The organism is Desulfobacterales bacterium (genome assembly GCA_030066985.1).
GTDB lineage: Bacteria > Desulfobacterota > Desulfobacteria > Desulfobacterales > JAHEIW01 > JAHEIW01.
In genome coordinates, this window is record JASJAN010000013.1 from 69,011 (window position 1) to 90,488 (window position 21,478).

19 protein-coding genes and 1 riboswitch are annotated in these 21,478 nt (G+C 47.1%); of the genes, 1 reads left to right on the plus strand and 18 read right to left on the minus strand.

What is annotated here, in order from left to right:
• Nucleotides 1-3: 3 nt before the first annotated feature.
• The 7 genes from QNJ26_08280 to QNJ26_08310 all read right to left on the minus strand — a co-directional run bounded on the left by QNJ26_08280 (nt 4) and on the right by QNJ26_08310 (nt 6,752).
• Nucleotides 4-1,059 carry a nucleoside recognition protein gene (locus tag QNJ26_08280; protein ID MDJ0985528.1) on the minus strand — a complete coding sequence of 352 codons (1,056 nt, stop codon included), beginning with the start codon at nt 1,057-1,059 and terminating at the stop codon, nt 4-6.
• Nucleotides 1,046-1,777 carry a precorrin-2 C(20)-methyltransferase gene (cobI, locus tag QNJ26_08285; protein ID MDJ0985529.1) on the minus strand — a complete coding sequence of 244 codons (732 nt, stop codon included), beginning with the start codon at nt 1,775-1,777 and terminating at the stop codon, nt 1,046-1,048. The genes QNJ26_08280 and cobI overlap by 14 nt, the downstream gene beginning before the upstream one ends.
• 26 nt (nt 1,778-1,803) lie before the next feature.
• The gene (locus QNJ26_08290) at nt 1,804-2,424 is read right to left on the minus strand and encodes a precorrin-8X methylmutase (protein ID MDJ0985530.1); all 621 of its coding nucleotides are present in this window, start codon (nt 2,422-2,424) and stop codon (nt 1,804-1,806) included.
• Between the two features lie 5 nt (nt 2,425-2,429).
• Nucleotides 2,430-3,809 carry a cobyrinate a,c-diamide synthase gene (locus QNJ26_08295; protein MDJ0985531.1) on the minus strand — a complete coding sequence of 460 codons (1,380 nt, stop codon included), beginning with the start codon at nt 3,807-3,809 and terminating at the stop codon, nt 2,430-2,432.
• Between the two features lie 120 nt (nt 3,810-3,929).
• A complete protein-coding gene (locus QNJ26_08300) occupies nt 3,930-4,913 on the minus strand; it encodes an ABC transporter substrate-binding protein (protein MDJ0985532.1) in 984 nt (327 codons plus the stop codon).
• Nucleotides 4,914-4,916: 3 nt separating this feature from the next.
• Nucleotides 4,917-5,690 (minus strand): ABC transporter ATP-binding protein, encoded by a 774-nt coding sequence (locus QNJ26_08305; GenBank protein MDJ0985533.1) that lies wholly within the window; start codon nt 5,688-5,690, stop codon nt 4,917-4,919.
• 3 nt (nt 5,691-5,693) lie between these two features.
• The gene (locus QNJ26_08310) at nt 5,694-6,752 is read right to left on the minus strand and encodes an iron ABC transporter permease (GenBank protein ID MDJ0985534.1); all 1,059 of its coding nucleotides are present in this window, start codon (nt 6,750-6,752) and stop codon (nt 5,694-5,696) included.
• 187 nt (nt 6,753-6,939) lie between these two features.
• Nucleotides 6,940-7,146: riboswitch (cobalamin riboswitch) on the minus strand.
• A 294-nt stretch (nt 7,147-7,440) separates the two neighbouring features.
• Here QNJ26_08310 and cobT point away from each other — a divergent pair.
• Nucleotides 7,441-8,529: a nicotinate-nucleotide--dimethylbenzimidazole phosphoribosyltransferase gene (gene cobT / locus QNJ26_08315; GenBank protein ID MDJ0985535.1), complete on the plus strand. Its 1,089-nt coding sequence runs from the start codon at nt 7,441-7,443 to the stop codon at nt 8,527-8,529.
• A 382-nt stretch (nt 8,530-8,911) separates the two neighbouring features.
• On the opposite strand, the gene QNJ26_08320 is transcribed toward cobT, so the two are convergent.
• From QNJ26_08320 to QNJ26_08370, 11 genes are all read right to left on the minus strand, one after another.
• Nucleotides 8,912-9,808: an ABC transporter ATP-binding protein gene (locus QNJ26_08320; protein MDJ0985536.1), complete on the minus strand. Its 897-nt coding sequence runs from the start codon at nt 9,806-9,808 to the stop codon at nt 8,912-8,914.
• Nucleotides 9,809-9,943: 135 nt separating this feature from the next.
• Entirely contained in the window at nt 9,944-10,702 is a 759-nt protein-coding gene (cbiQ, locus tag QNJ26_08325; protein ID MDJ0985537.1) for a cobalt ECF transporter T component CbiQ, read from the minus strand.
• 76 nt (nt 10,703-10,778) lie between these two features.
• On the minus strand, nt 10,779-11,285 hold the full coding sequence (locus QNJ26_08330) for a hypothetical protein (protein ID MDJ0985538.1): 507 nt from the start codon (nt 11,283-11,285) through the stop codon (nt 10,779-10,781).
• Between the two features lie 46 nt (nt 11,286-11,331).
• A complete protein-coding gene (gene cbiM / locus QNJ26_08335; GenBank protein MDJ0985539.1) occupies nt 11,332-11,940 on the minus strand; it encodes a cobalt transporter CbiM in 609 nt (202 codons plus the stop codon).
• A gap of 271 nt (nt 11,941-12,211) precedes the next feature.
• The gene (locus QNJ26_08340) at nt 12,212-12,985 is read right to left on the minus strand and encodes a DUF4198 domain-containing protein (GenBank protein ID MDJ0985540.1); all 774 of its coding nucleotides are present in this window, start codon (nt 12,983-12,985) and stop codon (nt 12,212-12,214) included.
• Nucleotides 12,986-13,148: 163 nt separating this feature from the next.
• The gene (locus QNJ26_08345) at nt 13,149-15,437 is read right to left on the minus strand and encodes a tetratricopeptide repeat protein (GenBank protein ID MDJ0985541.1); all 2,289 of its coding nucleotides are present in this window, start codon (nt 15,435-15,437) and stop codon (nt 13,149-13,151) included.
• Between the two features lie 208 nt (nt 15,438-15,645).
• Entirely contained in the window at nt 15,646-16,593 is a 948-nt protein-coding gene (locus QNJ26_08350; protein MDJ0985542.1) for a lysylphosphatidylglycerol synthase transmembrane domain-containing protein, read from the minus strand.
• Entirely contained in the window at nt 16,575-17,531 is a 957-nt protein-coding gene (locus tag QNJ26_08355; protein ID MDJ0985543.1) for a sulfotransferase, read from the minus strand. Before QNJ26_08355 ends, QNJ26_08350 begins: the two co-directional genes overlap by 19 nt.
• Before the next feature lie 22 nt (nt 17,532-17,553).
• Nucleotides 17,554-18,597 (minus strand): DUF2304 family protein, encoded by a 1,044-nt coding sequence (locus QNJ26_08360; GenBank protein MDJ0985544.1) that lies wholly within the window; start codon nt 18,595-18,597, stop codon nt 17,554-17,556.
• Nucleotides 18,598-18,688: 91 nt separating this feature from the next.
• Nucleotides 18,689-19,837, minus strand: a complete 1,149-nt coding sequence (locus QNJ26_08365; protein MDJ0985545.1) for an NAD-dependent epimerase/dehydratase family protein — start codon at nt 19,835-19,837, stop codon at nt 18,689-18,691.
• A 63-nt stretch (nt 19,838-19,900) separates the two neighbouring features.
• Nucleotides 19,901-20,938 carry an SDR family NAD(P)-dependent oxidoreductase gene (locus QNJ26_08370; protein MDJ0985546.1) on the minus strand — a complete coding sequence of 346 codons (1,038 nt, stop codon included), beginning with the start codon at nt 20,936-20,938 and terminating at the stop codon, nt 19,901-19,903.
• Nucleotides 20,939-21,478: the final 540 nt, after the last annotated feature.

Consider the following 21,478-nt stretch of genomic DNA (forward strand, 5'->3'; position numbering starts at 1 on the left):
TCATCAAGCCATCAAATAATACAGTATTCCAACCAGTATGATACTGCTAATTCTTAACGACTGCCCTATTGCCAGTAATTGGACACCCATTTTGGGCGAAAATATGCCAATATAGCGCGGCAGCTGATGCCGCAGCGCTCGGATGGGAAAGGCCACGATGTTTCCGATCAGCAGGGCAATGGTGGTTTGCTTGACTGTTAAAATGCCGGCATCCAGCAACGCCCCAGCGGCGGCAAAACCCGATGTAAACTCGGCGGTGAAACTCAATATCACTACGGATAATGCTTCCATCGGAATAAATGATGTGGCAACATATCCCCCCAGCCATTGGCGCGCCAATTTAAATAGTCCCATATCGTTGAGAATGAAGACCAGAATGTAAATGGGGACGACATAAATTGCGATTTTTTTAATGCGACCGGGAAATTTCTGTTTAACCCCCTGCCAGATGTGTTGGGCTTTTTTAGACGTCTGCGTGATTTTATTATCCTTGTCTTCTCCAGAAGTGATATGATCTTTTGAAAGCCTGAAATGGCCGTAAACCGCCAGGCAGAGCGTGCGCAGCACAACCGCGATAAAGGTTAACAGAAAATAAAGGCCACCGGCCCACCCGGTCAGCGGGATGACAATGAAAAATGTGGTTGGCAGATGTAAAAAAAATGCCGGCAGCTGATTCATAAAATTGGCTAGAAAGAGTTGATGGCGGCTTATTTTGCCTTCCTTGTAAAAATCCAGCAGCATTGCATTGGCGGTAACACCCGAGAGAAATGCAGCCGTAAATGCGGCACTGCAGCGATGGCCCAGGCGGCTGAACCGAAACAGCGGTCTCGCAAATGCGGCCAGGGTGTTTGTCCATCCGGTGGCTTCGATGATTTGTCCGGCCATTAAACCGAGACTGATAAACAACATCAAGCGGGTCAGCGGCCATAAAAGCCGCGATATCATCCGGTCAGCACTCAGGTCATCGATCAGGAAAAACCCGATCGAAAGGATAACCGCAGAAATGAAAAACGACACCAGCAGCGGTTTGTAGTCGGATTTAACCTTATGATGGGTCATCTTCCCGTTTCTTTTTGGCAATGATTAGCGTCCAGTAATTTGGCGCCTGTTTGTTGAGTTCTTCAACATCCGAAATGATCTCTTCATTTTCATGTCCGCAGTTTTTAATCCCGACACATTGTTGATAGGCGCCGCTCTCCGATATGGCCTCTGTGATATCTTTGACATTACGATAGGCTTTTAAAAAAACGATATTCTCCGGTTCGCCGGCAAGCGCTCTCAAGCGATCGCCGCCCTTGGCGCCGGAAACCACCATCAGCGACTCTTCCCCTTCCACCAGGGGCGTGTTGAGCCTAGCCGCAGCGGCCTGATAAGAAGATATGCCCGGAATGGTTTCAATTGTGAGGTGCGGTGCCGTAGTGCTGATATATCGAACAATATATCCCAGGGTGGAGTAAGTCATGGCATCGCCCAAGGTCAGAAAAGCCACGTCTTTGCCTTCTTCGAGCGCATTGATGATCGTGCGGGCATGCATCTCCCAGGCCGAGTGGGTTTCCTTTTTATCCCGTGTCATGGGAAATTTGAGTAATTTGATCGGTGTTGTCTCAGGCACGTGGGGTCTGGCGATGTCTCTGGCCAGACTGTGGTGATTGCGGGTTGATGCGGCGGCAAAAACAATGTCCACCCGGCCCAGTATCTTGGCCGCTTTGATGGTGACCAGTTCCGGATCTCCGGGCCCAACGCCAATTCCAAATAATGTTCCTGTTTGTGAGCTCATGTTTTCCTCTTATTCTCCTGTCGGTATCACGATGCCTTTGTGGCCAGGATCGCCAAGGCATTGACCACGGCAGCCGCGATATTCGAGCCGCCTTTGCGCCCCACATTGGTAATATAGGGCGGTTCGTCCAGTTTGAGCAATTCAGCTTTGGACTCGGCGGCATTGACAAATCCAACCGGCAGTCCGATGACCAATGCCGGTCGGGCCTTTTTAGCTTTAACCTGTTCGATCAGACGCAGCAATGCGGTGGGGGCGTTGCCGATCACATAAATGCCGCCCGCCATATCCGCAATTGCTGCATCGACAGCAGCATGCGCCCGTGTTATTCCAGCGCTTTTTGCATTTTGCGCAACGGCGGTATCCGTCATATAGCATTTAACGCTTGTGCCGAATGGATTCAAATCGCTCTGACGGATGCCAACTCTGGCCATATTCGTATCGGTTATAATCGATTTCCCGTTCCGAATGGCCGCTAGGCCGGCGGCCACCGCATCCGGGTGGAAGCGGACGCCATCGATATAATCAAAGTCGGCGCTGGTATGGATCATCCGCCGAACTACGGACCACTGCTGGGTGGAAAACCCATGGGGCCCGGCCTCCTGATCAATGATGTTAAAACTCAGGGCTTCGATTTCACCCGGTTTCATGGCCACTATTTCCTTTCGTTCTGATACCCACTGCAGGCGGTTATAAGGTGTTCGGCGACCTGCGGCTGACTGCCGAAATGCAAATGGGTGTAGCTGCCGAGGGTACGATTCGTCACATATCCGCCCGGTGGCTTATCAACCCCAGCGCGGTCCGATGATTTATAGACGGACTGGTATTTCGTTTCGATTTGCTCTAAAGCCGAGTAATGAAATTCATGCCCGCGAATCACACTGCCGGCAGGCCCGATAATGGTGTCGGCGGTTAAGGTAATTTCGCGATACCCCAGGGCTTTTAAGCGCGAATACATCCGGGGGATAAAGGGAAAACACCCCACCATGGCATAGTGCTTTTGATTTTGGGCCATTAGCCCTCCACACAGATACATGAATCCACCGCATTCGGCATAAATCGGCATGCCCGCACGGCTTTTCTCCAGAATCTGAATGCGTAGACTAGCGTTATCCGCCAGTCGTTCGGCCGCCAGTTCAGGATAACCACCGCCAAAATAGAGCCCGTCCAGATTGGCCGGCAGGCGGGTGTCGACCATCGGCGAAAAAAAAACCAGTTCAGCCCCGGTGGCCTCCAGCAGCTCTAAGTTGTCTGCGTAATAAAAACAAAACGCACTATCTCTGGCCACCCCGATACGGACACACGGTTTTTCTGCTGTGCGCTGCGGGTCGGCCTCTTTAGCTGAAATCGCAACTGTCGGCAGATTTTCCAACAAGCGGTCAATGTCGATATTATCCTCTATCGAGGTCGCCAGCTTTGCGACAGCCTCATCGGTCAATGGATGATCTTCCGGCGTAAAAAGCCCCAGGTGTCTTTCCGGTATGCTGATTTGCTGATCTCGCCCGATACCCCCCAGACACCGGATGCCAACCTTGCCTTCCAACGCTTCTTTCAAATAGTTTAAATGCCGCTGACTGCCGAGTTTATTGAATATGACCCCTGCATAGTTCAGGTCGCGGTCGAATCTCTCAAAACCCAAAACAAGGGCGGCTGCGCTGCGGGCCATGCTGCGTGCATCCACAACCAGCACCACCGGTAACCCCAACCATTTGGCCATCTGGGCACTGGAACCAGCTTCGGTTTTGCCATCATAGCCATCAAACAGGCCCATAACCCCCTCAACGACGGCAACATCCGCAGTCCGGGCGGCATCCTGAAAGCAGGCCACATTATATGTCTTTGAGAGCATCCAGCCGTCCAGGTTGCGGCTCACGGCCCCGGTGATCCGACTATGGTGGCCGGGGTCGATAAAATCCGGTCCCACCTTAAATGGTGCGACCGTTAACCCCCGTTTTACCAATGCGGCCATCAACCCCAGACTGATAGTTGTTTTGCCGCAGCCGCTTTGGGTGCCGGCGATGACAATACCTTTGATATGGGTTCTCCTTGTGTTTGGTATTTAGGATTTAGTGTTTGGTATTTGTTGTTTGGTAGGAAATCATCGACACTGATGATCCCACACAAAACACGAAACACGAAATACCAAACACCATTTTTAAAACCGTCTGGCTTGCGTCATTATAGTGTGTGCCCTTTCATCGAACACTTCCGGGTACAAAATTTCACCAATTTTACCAATACCGCTGAGCAAGCGATATGTCGGCCGGGAAACGATACGTTCATCAACAATGTAGATCTGGTCGTTCTGAACGGCCTTTATAATCTGGAAGCCGGCCTCGTTTTTAATCAGCGATACACTCGGACGGTTCATGGCACCTGACTGGGCCAGATAAACGTCAATTTCAGCCGCACGTGCCAATATGCGTTCTTTGCCATAATAGGCGATATTGGTTTTTCGAACCGGCGTGGCATCCGCGGCCACATTGATGCCGCCGGCCGTTTCCAGCGCGAATATCGCCATGGCATCCGGTGAAAACGTTTTCATCTTGCTGTGGATGGCTTCAAAATAAACGCCTTTGCGGCGGGCAATCGAAGCGGTCAAGGCCTTGAAATCAAAAATCGCTTTCTGAAAATTGGCAACCATGCGGGCAGCACTCTCGGATCTGCCCGTCAGGGATCCTAAAATTTGCCAGTAGATGAACATCTCATCAATGGCGCCCGGTTGCAGGGAAACCACCGTAATACCGCTTTTTTCGAGCCGGGCGATTAACTGCGGATAGCCGCGATCGATCATGGGGCGCACCAAAATCAGGTCCGGGCGGGCGGCTAAAAATTTTTCTGAATCATCATGGTAAGAAAAAACCGGCTTGTTCAATGCTCCCGGTGGATAATCCTCATGTCGTGATACGCCGATGATTTCCGTATCAAGCCCCAACGCGAAAAGGTTTTCAGTATGGGCGCCATATAAGGATATAATCCGATGATAGGGCCGTTGGAAGGTAATTTTGCGACCGGCCTGATCAATGACCGCATCTGCAGATTCAATTCTCAACTGGCCGCCCCACACCACGGCAATGTTGGGGCCCAATATCATGGCTGCCGCCAATAGGGCGTATATGATCTTAGGGATTTGATTCATCGGTTATTTTTTAAAAACCACCTGTAAGGCGCCGCTGTATGTTTCCTGATATACTTTTGACGAAACACCGAAAACAGCTGCAATGGTCTCCGGATTTAAGACATCGGCCGTCAAACCGTGAGCCGCGATCTTTCCCTGTCTCATAAATATCAGGTAATCGCAGTAAATGGCGGCCAGGTTAATATCCTGCATGACCGCAATCACGGTTTGGCCCTGCTGTTTAACCCGCTGTTCGGATAAACTGAGCAAACTAAGAGAAAAATTGATATCCAGATTAGAAGTCGCCTCATCCAGAATCAGCACTGGCGTATCCTGGGCCAAGGCCCGCGCAAAGATCACCCGCTGTCTTTCGCCACCGCTCAGCTCGGTGATAAATCGGCCTTTGAACCCTTCGATTTCGGTTTGTGCCATGATATCTGCAACAATATCCTGGTCCCGGACTGAGGCGGCCGAAAACCGGGCGATATGCGGATAACGGCCCATCATGACGACCTCTTCGACCATAAATGGAAAATTGATATAAAAATTTTGCGGCACCAAAGCAATTTCTCTGGACAATTGTTTTTTTGAATATCGCGAGATATTTTTCCCATTGTAAAGCACCTCGCCCGCTTGCGGCCGGCGATGTTTACACAAAACATCCAGAATGGTTGTCTTGCCGCTGCCATTGGGTCCGATGATGCCGTAAAATTTTCCGGGTTCCAGTTTTATCGTAAAGTCGTCGATAATTTTCTTATCGGCGTAATAAAATTGGATACGGTCAAGTTCAAACGGCATGGCTCAGATCTTTTTGGCTTTTTGTTGCTTGCGGAAAATGTAACAAAAAAAGGGCCCGCCGATTAAAGCCGTCAATACCCCGATCGGTATTTCCGAAGGCAGCACCGCGCGGGTAAGGGTGTCTGCAGCCAACAGCAAAATCGCTCCGGCCAGCAGAGAGATCGGAATCAAGCGTCGATTATCGGGCCCGGTGAGCAAACGCATCATGTGGGGGACCAATAGCCCGACAAAGCCGATAATACCTGAAACCGACACACAGATGGCGGCAATCAAAGAAGCTATGACCAGGAGTATATAAGTGACTTTTTGGGTATCCACACCCAAGGAAGCGGCCGAGCGATCACCGAGGGACATCAGGTTTAAATCCCGCGCAAAAAACATAAAGATTAAAAAGCCGCCGCCTACAAATAAAAACGTCAGCCCCACATCCGACCAGGCTTTGGAGCCGAAACTGCCCATCAGCCAGAAAATGATAACCGCCACCTGTTCGTCGGCAATATATTTTAAAAAACTAATGCCGGCAGATAGGATGGCTGCGACAATAATTCCGGATAATATTAAATTGGTCGACGACACACCGCCGCCGGATGCTGACAGGTACATGACAAATAAAAGGGTGATCACCGCGCCGATAAACGCGAACAGGGGCACGGATACGCTTCCCATAAATCCAATATTCAGTAAAATCGCCATTGATGCGCCGAAAGCTGCCCCGGCGGAAACACCCAGTGTATAGGGATCGGCCAGGGGATTTAGTAAAATGCCCTGAAATACCACCCCGGATATGGCCAGACCGGCGCCCACAATGGCCGCCGATAGAATTCGCGGCAGGCGCACATCCAATACCACCACCGGAAACAGTTTATCCATCCCCTCGATCAGTTGGGTCTGACCAGATAATTTGGCGAATACAATCTTAATCACATCCAGTACCGGCAGTTGGATATATCCCATACCAGTGGATATCACGATGGCCCCGCCTAAAATGGCTGCCAGAACGACAATTTGTGACATCGTAGCGTTTCGCAGGGAATTGCCAAAGCTGTTTGAATGTGTATCCATTAAAGCGGTCATGCTCCCAATAAAAAACCCTTCAAGCGTTAAATGCCTGAAGGGCTGCACCCAGTTTACTTGACCCTTATTTTATGTTGCCCCAGCTCTGTCGTTCGCAGAGCGAAACCGTCGCACGTTGTTCATATTTGCCATATGTTGTGCTCAGCAAACATAAACCCTTGACAACAGTCTCAAATCATTGGCGATTTGGCAAGGCAGGTCTTCTGGCTCCCCCGCCCATTTAGCAACCTTCCCATCCCGATTATTCGAAACAGTGGTGTCCGCGGCTAAATGGGTCCTCTTTTCAACAGCGATGAAAAGAGCGGGGTTACAGCGGCGGGACCGCTCCCGGATTTAACGGGATTCCCTATTAAGCTTGCGCACCTTATTCCCTGACAGTATCCATTAAGGGAAAAGCGGCTCTAAGTCAACAAAATTCACTTGACAAAGCCTCATATTTTGTCCGATAGCTGCGTTGCGCAACGTCTCGAAATGCTCACGTACTGACGTGTACGCTCCGCTTTCTCGCCGTTCCGCGCCTTTTGAACACCTTCAATTTAATAAAAATAGATGTGAAATCCCGCATTATGCGGGAGCTATCAAACAAAATCTAAGGCCTTTAAGTTTTTATTAAGAAGAACCATTTGGTTTTCCAATCTCCAATTTATTATTATTCACTTTTCGTGGTTAAGAATGCATGAGAAAGGAAATTTTAAGAACGATGAAACTGGATGAAATAATTGATGGAATTAAGCCGGTTGATCAGGGATGGATTGAAAAAGCGCAAGAGCGGACTGCACAACTGGTGATGCCCACCCGGGCCCTGGGGCGACTGCATGACATATCCGAACGGTTCTGTGGTATCCAGCAAACATTGCAACCCTCGATTGATAAAAAAGCAGTTTTGATAATGGCTGGGGATCATGGCGTGGTGACGGAGGGTGTCAGCGCCTACCCCCAGGAGGTGACCCCCGCCATGGTCCAGACCTTTTTGGTCGGTGGGGCCGGCATAAATGCCATCTCCCGTCAGGTGGGTGCAGATGTTTGGGTGGTGGATATGGGGATCATACCTTCGCTGGATGTCAGTGATATGCCTGGCGCCGACCGTTTAATTGTTGAAAAGGTTGGCAGCGGAACGGATAATTTTATTAAAAAACCGGCCATGTCCCAGCCGGATGCGGAAAAAGCAATGCTCATTGGCTTTAAGCAGGCTTCCAAACGGATTGAAGCGGGTGCTGATATTATGGGTACCGGCGATATGGGCATTGGTAACACCACACCCTCAGCGGCCATCGGTGCCGTTTTGTGTGGGGCCTCGCTGGATGAAATGGTCGGCCGCGGCACCGGCGTTGATGATGCTGGATTGGCGCGCAAGCGTGACATCGTGCGGCAGGCAATCGAGGTTAATATCCCCGATCCTGAAAACGGACTGGATGTTTTGGCCAAAGTCGGTGGCTTTGAAATCGGCGGTATTGCCGGAACCATCCTTGCCGGCGCCTATCACCAACGGGCCATCGTTGTCGACGGATTTATCTCAACCGCCGGAGCTCTGATTGCGCACGCGTTGTGTCCAACGGTAAAAGATTATCTGTTTGCCGGGCACTGTTCTGCAGAGGTCGGCCATCGCATCATGTTAAAGACTTTGGGCCTTGAGCCCATCCTGGATCTGGGCATGCGCCTGGGGGAAGGCACCGGTGCCGCCTTGGCAATGGGGGTTATCGAAAGTGCGCTTCGCATGTTTAAGGAGGTGTTAACTTTTGAAGAAGCCGGTGTCGCCAACAAATAAATACCGGCTTTTAAGGCCTCATCACTTGACCGAATGGCTGCGTTATAAGCCGCTTCAAAATGCTCGAGTACTGACGTGTACACTCCACTTTTGAAGCGGCTCAAGCCTTGCCCTCGATCAAGATCTAAAGCCCTAAAAGCCGGTTTCGTAATTTAACTTTATTCCTCGCGCTTGTTGAATACATTAGTGTATTAAAAATAGATGTGAAATCCCGTATCCATGCGGGACCCTGAACCAAAACCTAACCGTTTTGAAACGAGTTTAGGTTTTTTTCCTTCGGACGAATCAAAGACCCTTAAAAGCCGGTTTTACTATTTAGTTTTCTGTCTTCTGCTTGCCGCGGCGACTTGTCCGGCGAAGTTTTAACGAAGACGGAAGCTCCTTAGAGCGAAGACGGGTCCTCTGACTTCTGACCTCTGACCTCTGAAATCTGCCGTCTGTCGTCTGTTCTCTGTCTTCTGTCCGGCAAACCCTGTCGCCGATCTTCCGTCCTGAATCTGCGGTCATGGGTGTGATCATGTGCGGCATGCGTTGGTTCAGCGTCTTCTGATATCGCATGCTGATGCGGATAGACCCCGTGTTCGTGTGCGTGTACGTGCTCGTGCAGATGTAATTCTTGATCTACCAGGATTTTTCCGTCTTGCATCGTGTATATGGCCCCGGCAGTTGCGGATAATAAATCAAAATCATGAGAAATCAGAATGAAGGAAAGATCGATGTCGCGCAAAATGTCAGTCAGTTTTGCTTTGGTCTTCATATCCAGGCCGTTCATGGGTTCGTCGAGCAACAGAATTTCAGGTTCCATAGCCAGGACAGTGGCCAAAGACACAAGACGCTTTTCACCACCTGACAATTTAAACGTGATGCGGTCCTCGAATTCATCCAAACCTAAGAAATTCAGTGTTTTACGCGCGATCTGAACCGCATCGCTTTTTGATTTGCCCAGATTTAAGGGGCCAAAGGCAACATCTTCGAGTACGGTCGGGCTAAACAGCTGATCATCAGCATCCTGAAAAAGAAGACCGATGCGCCGGCGAACGTCGGTAAAATCGCTATCTTCTTTAACAGACCGGCCGAAGATCTCCACTTTACCGGATATAGGCTTCAGCAGCCCCATTATAATGTGCAATAAGGTAGACTTGCCGCTGCCATTAGGAGCAATTAAACCGATCTGGCTGCCTTGATGCAATTGAAAATCGAGCTGGTCGAGTATCTGCGGGCCGCCCGGATATTTGAAAGAAATACCTTCAAGATTTATCAGTAAATTGTTTTGTTGCATGACAATGTAACCTGTTTCTATGGGAGTTTGAGATTCGTTTTTTTACGACAAACATACGAATGACCGAAATTGCTAAAGAATATAATAATTTCAATATTTTAGATATTTAGATTTCACGGTTTCAACCATAAGCTACTAAACAATACTTGACCATTCCATCAATGCCAGCCAGACGATGACAACTGTCATGGCTATGGCAAAAATCCAACTTGTCGAATTGACCTGAAATTCCTGCAGACTGTGAAATTTACCCTTAAACCCCCGACACTGCATGGCCTGGTGCACGCGTTCGGCCCGGGAGGCCGCGCGGACAAAGAGCATGCCCACAACATAAGCGTAGGTTCGATATGTATTGGTATTGGTGCCCGGACGGAACCCTCTGATTTTAGCCGCTCTTACCAAGCGGGAATATTCCTGCTCGATGACAAACACATAGCGGTAGGTCATCAGTAGAAGTTGCACGATTTTTCCAGGAACATGCAAACGATAAAGCGAATGGCCCAGTGTGGCGAGTGACATGGTTGCCACTAAAGCAATTAGTGCCAGCAGGATTGCATTCGACTTTAATGTGATCTGGGCGGCAAGCACCACCCCGGGCCGATAAACAGCAAAAGAGCCGATATGTGTCAGAACATCTCCTTGAAAAGTAAACGGCAATAACAGCCACAACAAAAAGATGAAAACATTGACCAAAAGCAACCTTTTGATGACCTGGATGAGACTGATGCGAGAAATGACGACCAAAAGCGCAGCGACCACCAGGGCGACAATCAAAACGGAGAATTGATACGACAAGGCAACCACAAACGCATAGCCACATGTCAGAGCGACACGAATTCTGGGATCCAGCCGATGAATGACTGAGCTGCCGGTTGCAAAGGGTTCACTGATCATATTTCAATCGCTTTACTTATCCACAAATATGCACAAGATAAAGATCATAATGGTAAAGGGAAAGATTTCGTAGCATTTAATTTGTCGTGCTTTCGTGGTTTTGTTCTTTTATTTTACGTTTACGGGTTGCGGCAGCGACAGCCGCCAAGGTGAAGATACAGCCTAAGCCGATAAGGATGTTTTTAACAGGCAGGCCTTTTTCTGCGGCTGGCCTATTTTTAGAGGCGGGCATCTCAATATCAGCGGCACTTATTGTCCACTCAGCCCTATGGCCCTCGCCGGCATCTATAATAATTTTAAGATCGGTCTTCTTTGGTATCTTAAACGAAAATTCACCAGTTTCATTGGTCATGCCGCTCAGCAGCTCTCTTCCTTCAGAATCAAAGACGGTAATTTTACCGGCATTTACATGTCTGCCACCACTGAATTTGCTCTCGACATGGATCATATCGCCTTCGATCCAGGCGAAAAGATTCACCCGGTGGGCAGTTCCAGGCGCGGGTAAAATCCATGCCAAGCAGATAATAAAAAATAAGAAGAAAATCGTCTTTGCCAAGTTATGTTTACTGAAATTGGGTTTCATCGGAATGTTTCGCTCACCTGTTATAATTTAAAAGTTGATAGGGTTTCTACTCTTCAGGAAAACCGGGTAGCAGTGTGGGTTGAACTTTCTTGAGAAAAGCCACACACATGGCTGTGATAAGGCCTTCAATAATCATTACGGGAATGTGACCTGCAATAACGATGGCCGAGACTTCGAAAAAATTTTCTTCGGTAAACACAAGCGCCAACCCCAGCACAAGGGCGCTCAACATAACAGATAAAAATCCACAGGCAAAAGCTGCCGACAGTGCCAGTTTTGATTTTTTATGAAGAAAGGGGCTGCAAACCAGATAGCACAGCACCGCCGGTAACGCCGTAATAATGGTATTGACCCCCAAAACAGTGATGCCGCCAAATTGAAACAGCACAGCCTGCAGAACGAGCGCCACCAGGATGGCTGGAAAAGCGGCCCAACCGAGAAGCAAACCCACTAAACCATTGAGAACCAGGTGAGCATTGGCAGGTCCGATGGGCACATGAACCAGCGAAGCGACAAAAAATGCGGCCGACAGCATTCCGGCTTTGGCAATGTGGTCATAGTCGAGTTTTCTGAGCCCGATGGCCGTACCAACTGCCGCCAGTGCCCCTCCGGATATGAGTACAGGACCGGATAAAACCCCTTCTGAAATATGCATTACATTGCTCCGTATTACTTAACTATTGCTGTATTGGGATGATGGCATACTGTAGAGATGGTATTCTTTGACAATCACTATTGATACGAATCAGCAACTTGTCAATCTCTGAGTGTGAAAGCACTGTATATCTGGCGTTTTAACTGCCTTCAACACGAGCCGGCGTTCAGAGTTCAGTCGGTCAAGCCAGCCGAATGCGACGTATCAAAGTCTTCTTGCGGAAGGTTCAGGTGCTGGATTTCCAAGAGGAATTTAATCAAGAAGCTTAAGATCATTTTTGCCAGTTGTGAAACTTCACCCAGATGACGGCCCCGAGCTCCACGTCTTTTTCCTGTCCATTGTGTTTTAGTTTAAAATCTGCAGGATTCAAAGCGGCAAAACCCCACCATCCGGCTACCGGTGCAGCGTAGGTGAATACACCGTTGCCGTCGGCTTTAATGGTCTGGGTAATCATATACGCGGTTGGTGCCGAATATGTATTGTCGCGGTTATAATATTCGACTTCTACCTCGGCAAAGGGTACGGGCTTGCCATTCAGTTTAACAATTCCCTGAAAGACATTGCCGGCGTACAAACCAAATGGTTTGGCCAACGGCACAATCTCGGTCTTTAACCCGATTTCGCTATCCCAGCCGTCATCGTCGCCAAAGGCGGTCACTACCGTTTTGGTATGATGGATGATAAATGAATCCTCGGTCGGCTCCCAATAGGGTTGCGGTTCCATATAAAACACATACACGCCCGGGCGTTTGACCGGAAATGCTGCCTGCCAACCGCTGTGGCCCATTACCCGGGTTGCTTTCAGCAATTGCAATAGGTCTTGCTTTTTGTCGCCCACAAATACCTGAAATGCTTTTGGCTTAACCAATTCCATACCCACCATTTCAAAAGGGTGGGAAAAGGAAAGGGTGATATCTATCGTGCGTTTGTCTTGCTGCATCACCATCGAATCAGATGGAATCAGCATGCCGTAGTGCGCCAAGGAGGCATTTGCGGAAAAAAGTGTCATGAAAAAAATACCAACGAAGAACAATCTTTTGCTCATTTCCTTTCCTTTCATAATTTTCCTTGTTATTTTTTATGCAAGACTCAGGCAGCACCTGGATGACTCGCCCCCCGGGTGAAAATAGATAAGAAATCTAAATAAGGGTTATTTAATTTAAACACAAAAAAAATATTGTCATCTATTTTGATGCAATATTCAGGTATTATTTTCCTCGTATGAGTTCCTTGTACGCTAAAGAGCCTCTGATATTATCCAGGTCAGCGTCGTTTTTGATGCTTTCCCAATTGGAGTATCCCTTTTCAATCGCTTTTTGCAGCCACTTAATCGAATCATCCACGTGTCTTAACCGCGAATACATACAGGCAATATTGTAGTGGGTCTCGGCATCATCCGGTGCGTAATTCAGTATATCTAAAAATACCGTCAATGCTTTGTAATATTCCTTGTTGGCCGCCGTAACCAAAGCCAAATTGTTGAGGGCCTGCAAAAATTTAGGGTCCAGCAGAAGCGCCTTATTATACTGCTGCACGGCTTGAGATGGGTCGCCCTTGCGAAAATAAAGATTTCCCAGTTGAAAGTGCAATTCCGCATTGTCCGGCACATCTTTCACCAATATCTGAAGTCGTGAAATTTCCGTTTCGATTTCTTCCTTAATGGCTTGAGCTCTTTTAAGATTGTTTTCGGCTTTCACGAAGTCTGAATTTATTTGCAACGCTTTTTGAAATTGGCTGATCGCCGCTTCTATTTTGCCCTCCTGCATCAAGGCAATGCCCAGATTGTTGTTGGCTTCAACCAGGTTTGGGTCCATTTGCAGAGCGATACTGCAATATTTGATCGCTTTTTCTGTATCACCACGACTTAGAAACACGCTGCCCAGATTACTGTATGCTTCAGGATAATCAGGTTGCAAATCAATGGCTTTAAAATAGTGTGAAATACCCTGATCTATTTTACCTTGCTCTACCAACACGCCGCCTAAGTTGAAATGCGCCACAGCATAGTATGGTCTTATTTCCAAAGCGTTTTTATAAAATTCTGTGGCCTCATCTGCTCTACCTTTTGCTGCCAGGAGGGCGCCCATATTGTTGTGCGCTTCCGCCAGATCGGGTTTCAATTGCAAAGCCTTCTTATAGTGCTCAAAAGCCTCATCCGGCTTGCCTTGCTTTTCCATGGCGTCACCCAGATTTACATAGACTTGGGCTTTATTCGGATTAATCTCTATGGCTTTTTGATAATATGGAATCGCTTCGTCTATTTTGTCCAGGTGCGAATACTCAGCACCTAAATTAAAGTGCGGTCTGGCCTTGTTGGGAGATTTTTTAACTACGTCGGACCAAAGGGTTATGCCGTTTTCCCATACCTGGTTTCGCTGGTAGGTCCAGAACGATAGCATTATGACAAATACGCCAAGAATCCCTACCCTGATCCACTCCCACTTTATATATCGATATGCAATTAGGACCGGGATCAAACACACCAACATGGAGGGCAGATAATTGCGGTGTTCGAAAATAATGGCAAGGGGTATAACGGATGACTCTATGACCAGGTTGCCGAAAAACCATAAAATGCAAAAGGAGATCAAACGCTCTTTGCGGGACAGATAAACACTCAGTATGAGCAGGCCAATGATCAGGCTTAATGAAATTAACGTGGTAACCGGATCGACCAAAGAATAAGAAAGCGGAAAGTCGTAATCCAGATTAAGCCGGGACGGATAGGGGAAAAAGATGAGACTTAAATAATAGATGACCACCCGGGGCTGGGTCAGCACTCTTTGCAGGATGGTAAATTCCCCTTTGGAATAATCTCCGATTGAAGATAATTTCTCGACCGGATCCGTTCCCAGATATATAAAAGATAAGATCCCAAAAAGAACCAGTACAACCAGAACGTATTTTAAGCTTCGTTTTAACCAATCTAAATTTCGGTCCTGCAGAAAATACCATTCATAGAGAAATATCAAAAATGGCAGGATGGCAGTGTTTTGCTTACATCCCAGTGAAAGAATCCACGATAGACCGGCGCATGTGAACCAGAACAATTTTCCTTTTTTAGTTTCCGCCAGCCGCCCTTTTACATAAAGCCAGAACGAAAGCACATAAAACAGGGTCGCGAGGCTGTTCAGCCTTTGCACGATATAAGTGACCGATTGGGTCTGTAGCGGGTGCACCAGCCAGAGCAGAGCGCCAAAGAAAGCGATGCTGTAAATGGTATGATCTTCTATGTTAGCAGATGGCAGGCTAATGGTTATTTTAATAAAGACATAGAGAACGATACCCGTTAAAATATGAATGATAATATTAACAACATGATAGCCCCAGAGCTGATAATGATGAAAATAATAGTTTAAGGCAAAGCTAATATTGCCAACAGGTCTGGCTTCGGTTGATTTTTCACCAATGGCAGCCTTTATTAAATTATCGGCAGTCAGCTCGGTTATCCGAACGTCAGGATTCTTTACAATTCGGCCGATATCATCCAGCACCATGGGGCTTTCAAGTGTGTTGGAATAACTAAAATATCCTATCAGGGAAAAAACAAGAATTACCCCCGCGAACCATATAATAGAGTGCTTTATGTTTAACTTGTTGGAGTGGGTCATCATTCTAACTACAGGCCCTTCCGCTGCGCCTGCTTCTTTCTTTTTATCTTAAAGTTTTACATAGAATACAATTTCAATAAATAGGCTTCACCTGTCACTCAAAGAGTTCAAAAATTCCCCCTACAAAGGCAATGATCAGCATCTGGGAAAAAAATAAGAGCCCAATGAGCACCCCTTTTTCAGGCGGCAAATTGAATAGCGTAAACAGATAGGCGTAAGCGCCTTCTCTTAGGCCGATGCCGGCAAAAGAAATGGGGATTGTTTGCAGTAACAGTACCAGTGAACCGATCCAGGTAACATCCATAAAGCCCAACGGAATTGATGCGGCTCTGAAAAGAATCAGCAGTCGGCAGATAAAGAATATCTGCCAGATAATGCTAAGCCCAAAAATCAAAAAAAAAGCGTTGGCATTCATTCTATCGAGGTGATTTTTCTCAAAATAGGCGTCAACATCTATTTGTGTCTGAATTTTTCGCAATATTGAGTGAACCACCGATTTTATCAGATCCTGTATTGGTGAAAAAATATAAAACAATATACAGAACAACACCAGACATATCCCGATGGCAGCGAATGGTAAGACACGACTTCCTAAGATTTCGATCTCAGAATTTGAACTATAGAAAAATAGCGGAATCATCCCGCAGATGAGAAGTACCAGAATAAAGGTTAGCCGTTCGAATACAATCGTTGCAAAAAATTGTGCCCTGCCTTTTTTATTGCGGGTGACTTTTAGCCATCTGACAGCTTCCCTTCCGATGGCTGAGGGCAGGAAGAGCGCATAAAACAGCGCAATGAAATTTATTTTTACTAGTGATGATAACCTATGGCTAATTGGGCTTCCTTTAATAAGAAAATAATACTTACCAGCCACGATGATGCCAGAAAACAGAGCAAGGAGTGTAGAAATCGCGTAAAGGCCAACGTTGATACTGCCGATGGCTGTCACCACCAAAGAGGCATCGATCTTAAAAAAAAGATATCCGATAAAAAGACAGGATATAGTAAATTTTAAGATTAGTTTTAGATAGCGTCTATCCATTCATCTGTTTTTGCATACCCGCACTTTTTAAGCTGGGGAGTTAAAATGGGGCTAATTTCTTTTAAGTTTTCTTTCGAGAATCCCGTTTTCCAGTTGTTATAGTTATCAGCCTTTAACTTAGGGAGTGAACTGTAAAACGCATTGTCGGTATCTAAGCCTAAAAAGTCTAATATTTCTCTAATTTTTGGACGAGGTGTTTGGATCAGATCTTCATAACGGACGGCAAGTCGATTGCTTTGTCGAATTAATTTCCAATCCGCTTCAATGCGTTGTACGCAATGTAGCCATTGGCTGGCGTTAAATTTTAATAACGAGGATTTTTCATAAATATGTGTCCAACCTTTAAAACGAGGACCCCAGCCGACTTTTCCGTTCCAGCGCAATCGATTTAGGTGCATTTTCTTATTGATAAGGTGTCCGTTCGTTTCAAACCAAAATGCCCTTACCTTATCTGTTAAATAGGGCTGAAATCTTAAAAACTCATGCACAATATGAAAGGCCTTTTCGTAATCAAAGCGCCCTTTTGCCAGTGGATTGTGAACGATATTTTGTCGTTGCAGCCATTTTTTGTTTATCGAAAGAGTTGCATCTCTGCCATCCCGCAACAGATGAATAAATTTCGCTTGCGGAAATATGGCAATTATAAAGGGTATCTTGAGACTGTTTCTGGGGGATTTATCAACCAGAACTGCGCATTTCCTCCGTCTTTTATACCGGGTGAAGTTGCGGTAAATCCAATTCTTGATTTCCGGTGTTACGTCAGCCTCTGTTCTTTCATCATCAGGTGCTGTTCTGAAAAAATGATCCCAGATGAAATAGGGCTCGTACCATTGGCTGACATGCTGATGTCTGTCCAGCAACTCTCCAAGAATGGTCGTCCCCGATCTTGGCGAACCGACAATAAAAACAAACGCATCTTGCGGTACTTTATCTACCATAAATTCATCCGTGAGAAAGATCTTATCGCCACCATGTTTTCAAAATGATGCGGGCAAAGTGAAAGCCGTAGATAAGATCTTTTCCCTTTTTGCTTTTGCCGAATTTGCGTTTCAAGATGGTTATGGGTACTTCACCGATGCGCAAGCCCTGTTTGACGGCTTCAATAATGAGCTCACTGGTATGATATTGATCTTCGTGCAGCCGGATGGAGCTGACGGCCTCCATTCCAAAAGCCCTGAAACCGCTCGAAGGATCGGTAATTTTTTTGCCCAATAGCGTAGTGATAATACGACCGAAGACATAAACGCCTGCGATTCTTAAACGGCTGGCGGATTCTCTGTTGCCTAAAATTCTGGAGCCGATCACACAATCATACTGGTCTTCCATAATGGGCGATAGGAGATAGGTGATTTCTTCGGGCAGATGCTGGCCATCGGCATCCATGGTGATGCAATAGCGAACATCTGCTTTTTGCAAAATATCGTATCCCAGCCGCAGCGCGGCACCACCGCCCCTGTTAATCAGATTTTTAACCACACACGCGCCACTGCTTTGGGCGATGGAAAACGTTTGATCATCACTGCCATCATCGACCACCAGCGTTCCGACATCCATGCCTTCAATTTGCTTCGGAATTCTGGGCAGCAAGATCTCTAAATTTTCCGCCTCATTATACGCCGGTATAAGGACCATAATCGGTTTGATATGCTCGGTAAGGTCTGCGCTTTTTTCGATTTCCCTGGATCCTAAAGAGCGGACGAGCCGATCGAATTGAAAATGAATATTATCAACCTTCAGTTTTGTAAAAAAAATGTAGAACAATAAGAAAATATTGCTGACAATCAACAGGGCAATTATTCTACCCCGATAAGCCTTATGCAATGCCAGAGCATCGCGAAGCACATTTAATATATCCGGGTTAATGGTCACGGCAATCAGGCTTATATTTAACAACATAAAAAATATAAAATTGAGCCGATTCCAGCGGTGCCCACGATAGACATAAAAGGTTACAAATAACCCTAAAATGCCGATGCTGCAGCCCAGTAATCTTAGTGTCGACATCTTCAAATTCCTAAATGATAACTACAAGTGTTGCTTCTGGCGTTACTTGGGAAATCTTTGAGCATCTTGATGGATCACTTATCATTAATTGTTAATTCCATTTCACATTTCGCAGCATCTGGTCTGTCTGTATTGAACTTTTATGCCGCATAACAAATTCAATCATATCTAATAGGACTTCTTCAGATAAATAATGCGGTGTCAATCCCAGGTCTAAAAGGCCTGTATGAACCGGATTATAGTAATGTTCTTCAGCCTCTGTGCGCGGATTTTCAATATGCTCGATTTGGACATTTAATTGGACCTGCTTGCCCGCCTCCCTGACTTTTTCTGCCAGGTCATTGACGCTGAAGGTTTCGGTGAACTGATTAAAAATGCGCAATTCGCCCAGGTCAGCCGGATTTTCCACTGCTAAGCGAACACAATTCAAGGTGTCTTTTATATTTAAATAGCCGCGGGTTTGGCCGCCCTTACCATAAACCGTCAGCGGGTATCCGGCCACGGCCTGAACCACAAAACGGTTTAACACCGTTCCAAAGATTTCGTCATAATTAAAAAAAGGCAGCAGGCGGTCATCCTGTGAAGATTCATCGGTGAACATGCCGTAAACCGGCCCCTGCATCAGGTCGGTGACCCGCAAACCCCAGGTGCGCACGTAAAACCACAGCAAATCGGTGTCCATTATTTTGGTGGTGTGGTAAAGACTGCTGGCCTGGCGCGGATATAAAAATTTTTGCTGGCGGCCCTTGTGCGCAACTTCCAGCCATCCTTCTTCGATATCGATATTGGGGGTGCCGTATTCACCCATGGTGCCCAGTTTGACGATATGGGCATCCGGGCAATATTCCCGCACGGCAAAAATAACATTGGCCGTTACCATTAAGTTGTTGCTCAGCGTCAGGGTGGCTGCCTGACGATCGAGCATTGAATAAGGGGCTGCGGGCTGCTCGGCATAGTGGATGATGGCCTGCGGGCTGGATTTTTGAAACACCTCGGCGACAAAATCCCAATCGTTGAGGTCTCCGACATGAACGGCAATCTTATGCCCTGAAATCGATTGCCAGAGGTCTGCACGTTTGGTGAGATCAGGAACATCATGCAGGAACTCTAACTGCAATTCCTGGCACAAGTTTCTGCGCAAATAATTATCCGCTACGGCAACCTCATGACCGCGAGCGCTCAAGTGCATGGCAGTGGGCCATCCCAGGTAGCCGTCTCCGCCCAATATCAGTACACGCATTAACGATCCTTTATACTTGCCTATTTAACATCCTAATGATCGGATGCATGCTAACATGTTATCCTATTTATCCAGTTCCAGAAGATGGTGTTTCTGGAGAAACGCAGCCAACTGGGCTTTTGATAGTGGCTGTTCAGTACCCGAGTGGTATGCGCTGGTGACTTCTTTAGATATGATGTCCGGGTATTCAAAATCGATATTTCGGTAGATTTCCCTGAAAGCCGGCAGGACGACAAAATAGCGCGAAAGCTCCCATGAGCGCCTGGTTTCTTCCCTGTTTAACAGCTCTTCATATAACTTTTCACCCGGCTGATGGCCAATAATTTTGACTTCGATATCACTGGCCCGGTGGCCATACACAGGGGCCAGTTTATCAATCATGACTTCAGCCAAATCCTGTATACGGATGGCCGGCATCTTGGTGACGAATACTTCGCCCCCCCGACTCAAGATCCCCGAATCAATGACCAATCGAACCGCCTCTGTGATGCTCATAATGAATCGGGTCATTTCCGGATCGGTCAGCGTCACCGGTCCGCCGCGACGGATTTGATCATGAAAAATGGGAATCACCGAACCGCTGGAGCCCAAGACGTTACCGAATCGCGTGGAGGCAAAAATAGGGCCTGCATCCCGCTGGCTGCTGTTGGCGGCGGTGATTAAGCGTTCGCCCATTAATTTTGATGTCCCCATCACATTGGTCGGGTTGACCGCTTTATCCGAGCTTGTGAAAATAACCCGCTCGACCTTTTTGGCAATCGCTGCATAAATGACGTTTTGAACACCCAGGATGTTGGTCTGCACTGCTTCAAACGGGGATCTTTCACACTGGAGCACATGCTTGAAGGCCGCCGTATGAAAGACCCAATCAATGCCTTTCATTTTGTCGTTGAGTCTGTCGCGATCGCGAACATCCGCCAGGAAAAAGGTCGCCTGATCGTGGCCGCCAAATTGCTGCTCAAGGTCGAACAAATCACTTTCATTGTTGTCAAGGGCGATCAATTCAGCCACGTTTTGCCTGTTTAACAGTTGGTGGACCAACTCTTTGCCGACCGTTCCGCAGGCGCCTGTGACCAAAATACGCGTATGTTTTAGGTCCAATTTGATATCCTTTTCCGGGGATGAAAAACGCTTCGGTTGCGGCTAAATTGATTAAGACTGACGTCCTTGGCGACAGAGCCGCTTGCCGTTTAAAGTGCCGAAACTTAACATTTAAAGCCATATCAGGCAAATGAATTTTAAGCCGAACCGTTTTTTTAGGTGCCGCGGACATCCGACACGATGATGGGGCAAAGCCGCTTGACTTGATATGCAAAAGACTCTATCTATCACGTTACCTAAATCTTGCATGAAAATTAATGCGAAATTCTTATTATAGTCTAATGATAGCTGGCTAGACGAATTATAGAAGACATTCAAAATACTAATCAGGTATAAAAGATGATAATCATTTTATCGCATTAATTTTCACCCTTGGAACAACGCGGCGAGCCGGAGGCTTCCATCTGCTGTGTTATTAAGGGCGAAGCATAGCTCACTATAGCTTCGCCCTTAAGTGCCTTGCATATGAAAGCCTCCGACTCGTGCAAGATTCAGGTAATATATCGTTCGCTGCGCTCACCGTTGGCGTATTGGAGAAAT

Coding starts and splice junctions, on each gene's coding strand:
- QNJ26_08280 (MDJ0985528.1), bottom strand. CDS start 1,059: ATGACCCATCATAAGGTTAAATCCGACTACAAACCGCTGCTGGTGTCG.
- cobI (MDJ0985529.1), bottom strand. CDS start 1,777: ATGAGCTCACAAACAGGAACATTATTTGGAATTGGCGTTGGGCCCGGA.
- QNJ26_08290 (MDJ0985530.1), bottom strand. CDS start 2,424: ATGAAACCGGGTGAAATCGAAGCCCTGAGTTTTAACATCATTGATCAG.
- QNJ26_08300 (MDJ0985532.1), bottom strand. CDS start 4,913: ATGAATCAAATCCCTAAGATCATATACGCCCTATTGGCGGCAGCCATG.
- QNJ26_08305 (MDJ0985533.1), bottom strand. CDS start 5,690: ATGCCGTTTGAACTTGACCGTATCCAATTTTATTACGCCGATAAGAAA.
- QNJ26_08310 (MDJ0985534.1), bottom strand. CDS start 6,752: ATGGATACACATTCAAACAGCTTTGGCAATTCCCTGCGAAACGCTACG.
- cobT (MDJ0985535.1), top strand. CDS start 7,441: ATGAGAAAGGAAATTTTAAGAACGATGAAACTGGATGAAATAATTGAT.
- QNJ26_08320 (MDJ0985536.1), bottom strand. CDS start 9,808: ATGCAACAAAACAATTTACTGATAAATCTTGAAGGTATTTCTTTCAAA.
- cbiQ (MDJ0985537.1), bottom strand. CDS start 10,702: ATGATCAGTGAACCCTTTGCAACCGGCAGCTCAGTCATTCATCGGCTG.
- QNJ26_08330 (MDJ0985538.1), bottom strand. CDS start 11,285: ATGAAACCCAATTTCAGTAAACATAACTTGGCAAAGACGATTTTCTTC.
- cbiM (MDJ0985539.1), bottom strand. CDS start 11,940: ATGCATATTTCAGAAGGGGTTTTATCCGGTCCTGTACTCATATCCGGA.
- QNJ26_08340 (MDJ0985540.1), bottom strand. CDS start 12,985: ATGAGCAAAAGATTGTTCTTCGTTGGTATTTTTTTCATGACACTTTTT.
- QNJ26_08345 (MDJ0985541.1), bottom strand. CDS start 15,437: ATGGTGCTGGATGATATCGGCCGAATTGTAAAGAATCCTGACGTTCGG.
- QNJ26_08350 (MDJ0985542.1), bottom strand. CDS start 16,593: ATGGATAGACGCTATCTAAAACTAATCTTAAAATTTACTATATCCTGT.
- QNJ26_08355 (MDJ0985543.1), bottom strand. CDS start 17,531: ATGGTAGATAAAGTACCGCAAGATGCGTTTGTTTTTATTGTCGGTTCG.
- QNJ26_08360 (MDJ0985544.1), bottom strand. CDS start 18,597: ATGTCGACACTAAGATTACTGGGCTGCAGCATCGGCATTTTAGGGTTA.
- QNJ26_08365 (MDJ0985545.1), bottom strand. CDS start 19,837: ATGCGTGTACTGATATTGGGCGGAGACGGCTACCTGGGATGGCCCACT.